10 protein-coding genes and 1 pseudogene are annotated in these 10,993 nt (G+C 72.8%); 3 read left to right on the top strand and 8 right to left on the bottom strand.

What is annotated here, in order from left to right; translation table 11 throughout:
- Nucleotides 1-124 precede the first annotated feature (124 nt).
- Together Q5425_RS29950 and Q5425_RS29945 are read right to left on the bottom strand one after the other, a co-directional pair.
- The gene (locus Q5425_RS29950) at nucleotides 125-505 is read right to left on the bottom strand and encodes a VOC family protein (RefSeq protein ID WP_308675686.1); all 381 of its coding nucleotides are present in this window, start codon (nucleotides 503-505) and stop codon (nucleotides 125-127) included.
- 4 nt (nucleotides 506-509) lie between these two features.
- The gene (locus Q5425_RS29945) at nucleotides 510-1,523 is read right to left on the bottom strand and encodes a YihY/virulence factor BrkB family protein (RefSeq protein ID WP_308675685.1); all 1,014 of its coding nucleotides are present in this window, start codon (nucleotides 1,521-1,523) and stop codon (nucleotides 510-512) included.
- A 53-nt stretch (nucleotides 1,524-1,576) separates the two neighbouring features.
- Between Q5425_RS29945 and Q5425_RS29940 the strand changes: the two genes are divergently transcribed.
- Nucleotides 1,577-2,044 carry an SRPBCC family protein gene (locus Q5425_RS29940; RefSeq protein WP_308675684.1) on the top strand — a complete coding sequence of 156 codons (468 nt, stop codon included), beginning with the start codon at nucleotides 1,577-1,579 and terminating at the stop codon, nucleotides 2,042-2,044.
- Nucleotides 2,045-2,176: 132 nt separating this feature from the next.
- Here the strand turns inward: Q5425_RS29940 and Q5425_RS29935 are convergent, their stop codons facing one another.
- From Q5425_RS29935 to Q5425_RS29910, 6 genes and pseudogenes are all read right to left on the bottom strand, one after another.
- A complete protein-coding gene (locus Q5425_RS29935) occupies nucleotides 2,177-3,769 on the bottom strand; it encodes an NAD(P)/FAD-dependent oxidoreductase (RefSeq protein WP_308675683.1) in 1,593 nt (530 codons plus the stop codon).
- Between the two features lie 17 nt (nucleotides 3,770-3,786).
- Nucleotides 3,787-4,860, bottom strand: a complete 1,074-nt coding sequence (locus tag Q5425_RS29930) for an NAD-dependent epimerase/dehydratase family protein (RefSeq protein WP_308675682.1) — start codon at nucleotides 4,858-4,860, stop codon at nucleotides 3,787-3,789.
- Nucleotides 4,861-4,894: 34 nt separating this feature from the next.
- Nucleotides 4,895-5,753, bottom strand: a pseudogene (locus tag Q5425_RS29925) (CocE/NonD family hydrolase C-terminal non-catalytic domain-containing protein).
- Nucleotides 5,754-5,833: 80 nt separating this feature from the next.
- Nucleotides 5,834-7,018 (bottom strand): zinc-dependent alcohol dehydrogenase, encoded by a 1,185-nt coding sequence (locus tag Q5425_RS29920; RefSeq protein WP_308675681.1) that lies wholly within the window; start codon nucleotides 7,016-7,018, stop codon nucleotides 5,834-5,836.
- 74 nt (nucleotides 7,019-7,092) lie between these two features.
- Nucleotides 7,093-8,088, bottom strand: coding sequence for an inorganic phosphate transporter (locus tag Q5425_RS29915; protein WP_308675680.1), 996 nt, complete (start codon nucleotides 8,086-8,088; stop codon nucleotides 7,093-7,095).
- On the bottom strand, nucleotides 8,089-8,703 hold the full coding sequence (locus Q5425_RS29910) for a DUF47 family protein (RefSeq protein WP_308675679.1): 615 nt from the start codon (nucleotides 8,701-8,703) through the stop codon (nucleotides 8,089-8,091).
- A gap of 91 nt (nucleotides 8,704-8,794) precedes the next feature.
- On the opposite strand from Q5425_RS29910, the gene Q5425_RS29905 reads away from it, so the two are divergent.
- A complete protein-coding gene (locus Q5425_RS29905) occupies nucleotides 8,795-9,736 on the top strand; it encodes a glycosyltransferase (RefSeq protein ID WP_308675678.1) in 942 nt (313 codons plus the stop codon).
- A gap of 23 nt (nucleotides 9,737-9,759) precedes the next feature.
- Nucleotides 9,760-10,968, top strand: coding sequence for a glycosyltransferase family 1 protein (locus tag Q5425_RS29900; protein WP_308675677.1), 1,209 nt, complete (start codon nucleotides 9,760-9,762; stop codon nucleotides 10,966-10,968).
- The last annotated feature ends 25 nt before the right edge of the window (nucleotides 10,969-10,993 follow it).

The raw sequence follows: 10,993 nt of genomic DNA, 5'->3' as shown, positions 1-10,993 counted from the left end.
ACCCACCCGACCAGCCACAACACCCTCCAACCACACGATGTTGCAACCACCCCAAGAACCCAAGTGGCGTTCGGTGCATCCAACGCAACCAACGCCACATTGGGGCGCATCTCGCCGACCCTGCTCAGGCCGGGCCAACGTCCTCGCGCAGCAGGCAGAACTCGTTGCCCTCCGGGTCCTGCAGCACCACCCACGACTCCTCGCCCGTCTGGCCCACGTCCGCCGGGCGGGCGCCCAGGGCCTTCAGCCTGGCCAGTTCCGTCTCCTGGTCGGCGCCCGCCGGGCTCACGTCGATGTGCAGGGGGAGCTTGCCGCCGCGGGGGTGGTCCGTCTGGGCCAGTATCAGCGTCGGCGGGCCCTCGCCGGAGCGAGCGCCCGCCGGACCCAAGGCCAAGCCGTCGGGCTCGTGGCCGATCACCTCGTAGCCGAGGACCGCGCACCAGAACTCCGCCAGCCGGTCGGGGTCGTGGCAGTCCAGCACCAGTTCGGTGATCCGGCAGGCCATCCGCTCACTTCCGTTCCGACTCCGCCACCGCCGCGGCCTCGTCGTCGTCCATCGCCTTCGTGTCCCGCGGCGGCAGGAACGGCTCCTCCTGGTCGTCCGCGTGGCCCGCCTCGATCGTGCGGCCGCGGGCCAGCTCCGCGTCCAGCTCCGCCCCTAGCAGGATCGCGAGGTTGGAGATCCACAACCATACAAGGAACACGATCACCCCGGCCAGCGAACCGTAGGTCTTGTTGTACGAACCGAAATTCGCGACGTACAACGCGAATCCGCCCGATGCCAGCACCCACAGCACCACGGCCAGCAGCCCACCCGGCGTCAGCCACTTGAAGCCCGGCTGCCGGACGTTCGGCCCCACCCAGTACAGCAGCGCGAACGCCACGCTGACCAGCACCGCGATCACCGGCCACTTCGCGATTTCCCACACCAGCACCCCGGTCGAGCCGAGCCCGATCAGGTCGCCGAGCCGGCGCGCGACCGAGCCCGTCGCGACCACGCCCAGCGCGCACAGCGCCAGCAGCACGACGATGCCGATCGTCAGCGCCACCCGCAGTGGGATGACCTTGTAGATCGGGCGGCCCTCCGGCATCCCGTAGATCGAGTTCGACGCCCGCATGAACGCGCCGATGTAGCCCGACGCCGTCCACAGCGCGCCGAGCAGGCCGATGATCGCCAGCGGGCCGGCCAGGCTGCGCGAGCCCGTCAGTTCCTTGATCGCGCCGACGAGGATGTCCTTGCCCTGACCCGGCACCACCTGGTTGATGTTGTCGATCACGGTCTGGATCTTGTCCGGGCCGAGCAGCCCGAGGATCGCGGTCAGCACGATGATGCCCGGGAACAGCGACAGCACGGCGTAGTAGGTGAGGGCCGCGGCCCAGTCGGTCAGGTTGTCCCGGTTGAACTGCTTGAACGTCCGTTTGAGCACCGCGCCCCACGACTGCTTCGACAGCTCTCCCGGTCCTTCGGGTGCTTTTTGTCTTCTGGCCACCATCGCCACCTCCTGCTCGCTCCCGGCGGGCATACCCCGTCCGGGAGTGGGTATGCCTGTTTCGTCACCGGAAGCAGGAGGAAGCCGTGCCGGAAGTCAGCCGCGTGATCGACGTACCGCCCCAGGCCGTGTTCGACGTGCTGGCCGACGGCTGGCTCTACGCGGGCTGGGTGGTCGGCAGCTCGCACATCCGCGGCGTCGACGAGGACTGGCCCGCCGTGGGCTCGCGGATCCACCACAGCGTGGGCCCGTGGCCCGTGCACATCCAGGACGTGACGGTGGTCCGCGCGGTCGAGCCGGGCCTGTCGCTGTCCCTGGAGGCCCGCGGCTGGCCGTTGGGCGCCGCCGCGGTCGGCCTGACCCTGGTCCCCCACGGCGACGGGCAGACGCTGGTCCGGATGACCGAGCACATCATCCGCGGCCCCGGCAAGGTGCTCCCCGAGGCGGTGCAGGCGCTCATCGCCAAGCCGCGCAACACGGAGTCTCTGGCCCGGCTGGCCGACCTGGCGACCGGCAAGCACGCCCGCGCCCAGCACGGCCACCCGAACCCGTAGACCCGCGCGCCGGCCTACTCTCCCGGCGCGGGCTCCCCGAAGGTCGCGAATGACTCATTCGCGACCTCGGAGGTCCCGAATGAGTCATTCGCGACGCTTGCGGGGCGAGGGGAAGCCGGGCGGCGTGCGGGCTCAGCCGTAGATCGCGCGGTGCGCCGCCCGGATCACCGCCGCGTAGCCGCCGCCGAACGTGCCCGCGCGGGCCAGCGCCGCGCGGGCCGCGTTCGCTCCCGGGCCGCCGTGGACCGCGCCGCCCGGGTGGGCCGATGATCCCGCCAGGTACAGCCGGTCCACCGGGGTGTCCGCGCGGCCCGTGCTCGGGACCGGGCGGAAGAACAACTGCTGGTGGATCGCCGTCGTGCCGCCGTTGACCGCGCCGCCCACCAGGCCCGGGTTGTGGCCCTGCAGCTCCGTCGGTCCCTGCAGGTAGCGGGCCTTGATCAGGCCCGTGAACCCGGGCGCGTGCGCCTCGACCGTCTCCTCGATGCGCTTCCCCCGCCGCTCCAGCGCGGCCCGGTTCTCCGTCGTGCCGCGAGGGACGTGCGTGTACGCCCACGCCGACTCCGTGCCCGCCGGGGAGCGGGTGGGATCGCTCGTCGTCATCTGACCCAGCAGCACGAACGGACGGCGCGGAACGCGCCCCCGGGCGAGCTCGCCGCCGAACGCCGAGAGGCCGTCCAGGTCCGCCCCCAGGTGGATCGTGCCCGCGCCGCGCGCGGCTTCGGCCGTCCACGGGATCGGGCCGGACAGGGCCCAGTCCACCTTGACCGTCGCGCTGTCCCACTCGAACCGGCCGAGGTCCTCGACCAGCCGCGGCGGCAGCCGCTCCTCCCCCACCAGTTCGCGGTACAGGATCGGCGCCGGGACGTCGGCGAGCACGGCCTTGCGCGCGCGGACCGGGTCGCCGGCGGCGTCCCGGACGCCCAGCGCGCGCCCGCCACCGATGAGGATCTCGCGAACCGGTCGTCCACAGTGGACGACGCCGCCGCGGGACTCCAGCCGGCGGACCAGCGCCGCGGCCAGCTCGCCCGCGCCGCCTTCGGGCACCGGGAAACCCTCGTCCTGGCCGATCATCGCCAGCAGCCAGCCGAAGACCGCGCTGGCCGCGTTGTCCACGGAAAGGTCGGCGTGGGCGGCGTTCCCCGCCACGAGCAGCTTCGCGCCCTCGCCGGCGAACAGCTCGTCGCCGAACCGGCGCGCCGGCAGCGTCAGCATGCGCGCCAGGCGCAGCGCGTCGCCGGTCCCCGTGCGGCGCAGCAGCTTCACCGCCGGACGGACCGGCGGGAACGGCGTGAACAACGCGCCGAGCAACGGCTCGCGGATCTCCCGCCACTGCTCGAACAGCTGCCGCCACGCGTCGCCGTCGCCCGGGGCGAACTCGTCGGCCGACGCCGCCGTGCGGTCGACGTCCCGGGACAGCACCGCGCACCGGTCGTCCGGCAGCACGTGCGCCAGGACGTCGGGGGCGTGCCGCCAGCGCAGGCCGTGCTCCTCCAGCCGCAGGCCCCGGATCACCGGCGACACCGCGCTCATCGGGTAGAACGCGCTGAAGAGGTCGTTGCGGAAGCCCGGCTCGGTCACCTCGGCGGTCCGGATCGCACCCCCCGCGTGCTCGGTGGCCTCCAGGACCAGCACCGACCAGCCCGCGTCGGCCAGGAGGTTCGCCGCGACCAGGCCGTTGTGGCCGGCGCCGATCACCACCGCGTCGAAGGCTTCCGTACTCACTCCGGCCTCCCGGCTGGTCAGGCTTGCGACTGGTGGCTCGGTCCGACCCGGGTGAGCGAGCGGAGCCGGGCCAGTACCCCGTCGCGGCGCGGCGGGGCCAGGGGCGGGCTCGCCGCCCCCGCGCCGGCCCGGAGCCCGGCGACCAAGTCGGCGAGCGCGGCCGCGGCGCCATAACGAGGTTGCCAGCCCAGCGCGGTCTCCGCCAGCGTGGTGTCCGCGAGCGCCGCGCGGTCGGCCAGTTCGAGCCAGCCGGGGTGCGCCGGCAGGATGCCGCCGAGCCAGGCCGCCCGGGCCGCGACCTGCACCACCGGCTTCGGCACCGGGAGCCGGGTTCCGCCGAGGACACCGGCCAGCGCGTCCGCGTCGAGCACTTCCGGGGCGGCGAGGTTGACCGGGCCGGTGAAGCCGGCCTCGAGAATCAGGCGGATCGCGTCGGCGACGTCGGAGGTGTGCACCACCTGCGCGCGCAGATCCGTCCACAGCGGAACCGGCAGCCGCTTCCCGCCGACGAGGTGGGCGGGCACCGCCGGGCCGAGCAGCCAGCGCGCGAACTCCCCGGCGGCGCGCCGGTGCAGGATCGCGCACGGCCGGATCCGGGCCACCCGGACCTGCGGGTACTTTTCCTCGAACCGGTCGAGCAGGGTCTCCAGCGCGGCCTTGCCGCGGCTGTACGCACTGCCCGCGATGCCGTCGGACGGCCAGTCCTCGGCTACCTTCTCCCACCGCGGCGCCGGCCCGTAGGCGGCCACCGACGAGGCGACGACCACGTGCGGCACTTCGGCGGCCGCAACCGCGGCGAGCACGTGCCGGGTGCCGTGGTCGTTGGTGCGCCACATCGGCGGGTCGCCGCGCACCGGCGAGATCGCCCACGCCAGGTGCACGACGGCGTCCGCGCCCGCGAACACCCCGGCCAGCTCCTCCTCCGCGCCGGGGAGGCCGACGTCGACGGCGCGCCAGCCCGCCCGGCGGTACGGTTCGGCCGTCGTGTCGGGCAGCCGCCGCGCCAGCCCGACCACGTCGTGGCCGGGTTCGAGCGCGGCCAGCAGTGCCGTTCCGACGTTCCCGGTCGCCCCGGTGATCACGATGCGCACCCGAAAGGCTTACCCGGTGTCGTCCTGGCGAAACTCAGACCAGGTCACGCGGAATCCGCCGGTGCCAGTTCCGGGAGACGATCCGCCGCGCCCCGTCGTAGCCGTCGAGCTGCGCGTCGATGACGAACTCGGTGCCGGTGCAGGACACCCGCGTGCCACCGGGGAGCAGAAGTCGTCGGCCACCCAGCTGTAGCGCTCGCGGAAGTCCCGGGTGACCTCCAGGTCGAGGTCGTCGTACCGGACCGTCCCCGCGTTCTTCACGATGTCCAGCGGGTTCGCCGAACGGCCGGGCCGGCAGCTCGTCCGGTTCGCCGACCGGGCGGACCGGCAGCTCCACGACACTGTGTCCGGTGTGGACGGACAGCAGCCCCGGCGTCGGCGGCCAGTGCGACGTCGACAGCGAGAGCCGGACCCGGTGCCCGGCCGGGAAAGCCTGCGCGACGGCGTTCAGCTCGAGCTCGACCGCGCAGCGTTCCCCGGGTTCCATCGGCGACGGCTCGTCGTGGCCGTCGCGGTGGGTCAGGTTGAGCAGCCCGTAGGCTGCAGTTCTCCAGCCGCTCCCGCCACATGTCCCGCCACCGCTGCCCCACGACGGCCGGGCGGGCGGCAGCGTGGCGTAGGCGAACATCGTGCCGGACTCGGCGACGTTGTCCGGCAGCAGGCAGCCGCCCATGTAGTGCATGTCGTCGGCGAAGCGGTCGTCGGTGAACGACGAGATCACGATCGCACGCAGGCGTACCCGTGCCCGGCGAGGTAGGGGTGGTGGATCGAGTCGCGGGGCGCGGTGAGGTCCCGCTTGCGGTACGGGATGCATTCGAGGATCGCCGGCACCGGATCGGTGTCCGACGAGACCGGCCGCCGGATGCGGGCGGACAGGACGGTCCGTCGGACATCGTGATCCGGACGTGGCCTTCCTCGGTGATTTCGTACGGCAGCGAGGTGACGGCTCACAAAAGCGATTTCCTCCCGAAGGTTACGGCTGCAGCAGGATCTTCTGGGCGCCGTCGAGCTTCTTCTGGAAGATCTCGTACGCGCGGGGCGCCTCGGCCAGCGGCAGCTTGTGCGTGGCGAAGCCTTCGACGCCGAGCGGGTCGCCATCGCCGGTCAGCACCGGCATGATGGCGTCGAGCCAGTGCCGGACGTTGGCCTGGCCCATCCGCAGCTGGATCTGCTTGTCGAACAGTTCCATCATCGGCATCGGGTCGACCATCCCGCCGTAGACGCCCGACAGCGAGATCGTGCCGCCGCGGCGGACGCTGTCGATGGCGGCGTAGAGCACGCTGAGCCGGTCGATCCCGGCCTTCTCGGTGATCTTCTCGCCGAGCGGCTGCGGCAGCAGCCCGACGAGGGTGTGCGCCAGCTTGCCGACCGGGGCGCCGTGCGCCTCCATGCCGACGGCGTCGATCACCGAGTCCGCGCCGCGGCCGTTCGTCAGCTGCCGGATGGCGTCGCCGATCTCCTTGTGGTCCCGGGTGTCGAGCGCGGTGGCGCCGTGCTCGCGGGCCCGGGCGAGGCGCTCGGGCACCAGGTCGACACCGATCACCTGGCCGGCGCCGCGGTGCCGCGCGATGCGGCAGCACATCTGCCCGATCGGCCCGAGGCCGAAGACCACGACGGTGCCGTCCTTCGGGACGTCCGCGTACTCGACGGCCTGCCAGGCAGTCGGGACGACGTCGGAGAGGTAGACGAACCGCTCGTCCGGCGGGCCGTCCGGGACCTTGATCGGGCCGTAGTGCGCCTGCGGCACGCGCAGGTATTCGGCCTGGCCGCCGGGGACCTGGCCGTACAGCTTGGTGTAGCCGAGCAGCGATGCGCCCTTGCCGTGCTCCTTGACCTGCGTCGTTTCGCACTGCGACTGCAGGCCGCGCTCGCACATCCAGCAGTGGCCGCAGGAGATGTTGAACGGGACGACCACGCGGTCGCCGGGCTTGAGGTTCTGCACCGCCGGACCGACTTCCTCGACGATCCCCATCGGCTCGTGGCCGAGGATGTCGCCCTCGGTCATGAACGCGCCCAGCACCTCGTACAGGTGCAGGTCGGAGCCGCAGATCCCGGTCGAGGTGACGCGGATGACCGCGTCGGTCCCCTCTTCGATCTTCGGGTCCGGCACCTCGTCGACGCGGACGTCGCGTTTGCCGTGCCAGGTCACTGCCTTCATGGCTCTCCCTTTCCGCGTGCGGGCTGTATCCGCCCCGGCTTCCCGCGGGCGGCGCCGGACAAACCCCGCGCCGGTCAGGTGAGCAGGTCGGCCACCAGGTACACGGCCGCGGCCACCGCGGCGGCGGCCGGGAAGGTCAGCACCCAGCCGAGCACGATGTCGCGCGCGATCCCCCACCGCACCGCCGACAGCCGGCGGGTCGCGCCGACGCCCATGATCGCCGCGGTGATCACGTGCGTCGTCGAGATCGGCGCCTTCACCGCGAACGCCGTCACGTACAACACCGACGACGCCACCGATTCCGCGACGAACCCGTGCGGCGGGTCGAGCGGGAAGACGCGCCTGCCGAGCGTCCGCATGATCCGCAGACCACCCGAATAGGTGCCCAGCGACAAGGCCGCGGCGCACGCCAGTGTCACCCACATCGGGACCGAGAACGTCTGCTGCTGCCCGGCCGCCACCAGCGCCAGCACGATCACGCCCATGCCCTTCTGGGCGTCCTGCAGGCCGTGGCCGAGCGCGAGCGCCGACGCCGAGACGATCTGGAACCGGCGGAACACGCGGCCGCTGCGGTGCGGGTTCGCCCGGCGCAGCAGCCACAGCGCACCGACCATCGCGAGGTAGCCGAGCGCCAGCCCGATCAGCGGGGACGCCACCATCGGGATCAGCACCTTCTCGGCGATCCCCGCCCAGTGCACCGTGCTCGCGGCGGCCAGCGCCGCGCCGACCATCCCGCCGATCAGCGAGTGCGAAGACGACGACGGGAGCCCGAAGTACCAGGTGATCAGGTTCCAGGTGATGGCCCCGGCCAGCGCGGCGAAGACCACGGTGAGCGCGTCCGGCCCGACCGGGACGTCGATGATGCCCTTGGCCACCGTCGCGGCGATGCCGGTGGACAGCAGCGCGCCCGCCAGGTTCATCACCGCCGCCAGCACGAGCGCCGCGCGCAGGGTCAGCGCTCGGGTCGAGACCGCGCTGGCGATGGCGTTGGCCGCGTCGTGGAACCCGTTGGTGTAGTCGAAGACGAGCGTCAGCACGATCACGGTGACCAGGGCGGCGGTCCCCGTCACTCAGGACTCCTTGACCGCGATGGTCTGCACCACATCGGCCAGGTGCTCGAACGCGTCGGCGGCCAGCTCGAACTGCTCGACGACCTCCTTGGTCTTCAGCACCTCGAGGGCGTCCCCGCCCGGCTCGAACAGGTGGGCCAGCATCCGGCGGTAGAGCCGGTCGGCCTCGTTCTCCAGCTCGTTGATCTCGATCCAGAACGGCTCGAGCTCCCCCACCTTGGCCAGGCCCGGCATCGACGACGCCGTCAGCTCCGACGCCCGGCAGAGCACCCGGACCAGGTCGTCGGTCCCCGGCGGGAACGCGTCGATGCGGTAGAGCACGGCCAGGTCGGCCGCGGTGTCCATGAAGTCCAGCACGTCGTCGATCTTGGCGGCCAGAGCCTGGATGTCCTCGCGGTCGAACGGCGTCACGAACGAGCTGTTCAGCTCCACCATGATGGTGTGCATCAGCTCGTCGCCCTGGTGCTCGACCTCGTGCAGGCGCTTCGCGATCGGTTCCCGCCCGGCCGGCTCGGCGGCCACGAGGTCGCGCAGCAGCGCGGCCGCGGCCACCAGGTTCTTCGCGGCGTCGGTGAGCAGGTCGAAGAACCGGGTGCCCCGTGGGGTGAACCGCATGGATGTCCCTTCGTCGGCGCACGGGCCTCGGGGTGCCGGGTACCCCGTGCGGCCGCACGTTTAACGTTCGATCTCCGGGAAACCAGGAGGCATGACCGTTCCCGGATCCCGGCGCCTGAGAGTACTGCTCTGGCACGTGCACGGCTCGTGGACCGACGCGTTCGTCCGCGGCGGTCACGACTACTTCCTGCCGGTGTCCCGCGACGGCGCCCCCTGGGGTCTGGGCAAGGCGGGACGCGACTGGCCGTCGGTGACCGAAGTGCCGCTCGACCGGCTCGCCGAGGCCGAGCCCGACGTCGTCGTCCTGCAGCGCCCGGAGGAGCTCGACTTCGCCGCGCGCCTGGGCGTCCCGGCCGTCTACGTGGAACACAACGCGCCCCGGCCGTACGCCGCGGCCAGCGAGCACCCCCTGGCCGGCCGGTCCGACATCACCGTCGCGCACGTGACCCACTTCAACGCGGCGATGTGGGACTGCGGCCGCGCGCCGGTGGCCGTCGTGCCGCACGGGATCCCGGATCCGGGACCGCGCTACACCGGCGAGCTCGCCGCCGGGGTCTCGATGATCAACGAACCGGTGCGGCGGCGGCGCGTCACCGGCGCCGACCTGCTCGGCACGCTCGCCGGGGCCGGCCCCGTCGACGTGTTCGGCATGGGCACCGGAGAACTCGCCGAGCCGCTGCGGGGCCGGGGCGACGTCCCGGCGCCCCGGCTGCACGACGAGATCGCCCGCCGCCGCGTGTACCTGCACACCGCCCGGTGGACGTCGCTGGGACTGTCCCTTTTGGAGGCGATGCACCTGGCGATGCCGGTCGTCGTCTTCGCCGCCACCGAGGCGGTCGAGGCGGTGCCCGACGACGCCGGCGTGCTCTCCACGGACGTCTCCGTGCTGACCCGGGGTTTCCGGGAGCTGCTGCACGAACCCGACTTCGCCGCACTCGCCGGCAAGAACGCCCGCGAACACGCCCTGAAGCACTACGGGCTGGACGCCTTCCTGACCGCTTGGGACCACCTCCTCGCCGAGACGGCCCGTTGAACCGTGAAGGGAACGCCTCACCGATGAAGATCGCGATGGTGTCCGAGCACGCCAACCCCCTCGCCGCACTGGGCGAAGCCGACGCCGGTGGCCAGAACGTGCACGTCGCGGAGCTGTCGGCCGCGATGGTGCGCGCCGGGCACGACGTGACCGTCTACACGCGCCGGGAGAGCCGCGACGAGCCGCCGGAGGTCCGGACGCCGCAGGGCTACCGCGTCGTGCACGTGCCGGCCGGGCCGGCCCGCAAGGAGCCGAAGGACCACCTCCTGCCCTACATGGGCGAGTTCGGCAGCTTCCTGCGGGACCACTGGGCCCTCGAGCGGCCCGACGTGGCGCACGCGCACTTCTGGATGTCGGGCCTGGCGACCTCGCTCGCGGCGAGCGCCACCGGCACCCCGGTCACGCAGACCTTCCACGCACTCGGCGTCGTCAAGAAGCGCTACCAGGGCGACCAGGACACCAGCCCGGCCGACCGCATCCGGCTGGAGCGGATCATCGGCCGCCAGGCCGGGCGCGTGATCGCCACCTGCTCCGACGAGGTCTTCGAGCTGTCCCGCCTCGGCGTGCCGCGGTCGCGGATTTCCATCGTCCCCTGCGGCGTCGACCTCGACCGGTTCGGCCCCGACGGGCCGACGGCCCGCCGCCGGCTGCCGCACCGGCTGGTCGCCGTCGGCCGGCTGGTCCCGCGCAAGGGGTTCGACATCGCGATCACCGCGCTCACCCAGCTGCCGGACACCGAACTCGTCATCGCGGGCGGCCCGGAGCGGGGCCGGCTGTCCCAGGACCCTGAGGCGGGGCGGCTGCGGGAGCTCGCCGCACGCCTCGGTGTCGGCGACCGCGTCCGCTGGCCCGGCCAGGTGTCCCGCGACGACATGCCGGCGCTGCTGCGCTCGGCCGACGCCGTGGTGTGCACGCCGTGGTACGAGCCGTTCGGCATCGTGCCGCTGGAGGCGATGGCCTGCGGGGTCCCGGTGGTCGCGGCCGCGGTCGGCGGGCTGACGGACACGGTCGTCGACGGCGTCACGGGCCTGCTGGTCCGTCCCCACCAGCCGAAGGAGCTCGCGTCCCGGGCGCGGCGGCTGATCGACGACCCGGCGCTGTGCCACGCTTACGGCACCGCGGGCCGCGACCGCGCGGTGGCCCGCTACTCGTGGGACCGCGTCGCCGCCGACACGCTGCGCGCGTACGCCAAGCTGGTCCCCCAGCAGACGGCTACGGCCGAGGCTCGCTGACCGGACCGGTCGTGAGTGGTAAGGC

This window comes from Amycolatopsis sp. A133 (genome assembly GCF_031082405.1).
In the GTDB taxonomy this organism is placed as follows: domain Bacteria; phylum Actinomycetota; class Actinomycetes; order Mycobacteriales; family Pseudonocardiaceae; genus Amycolatopsis.
The sequence above is the reverse complement of the archived record's forward strand: the minus strand, read 5'-3'. Positions and strand labels throughout refer to the sequence as shown.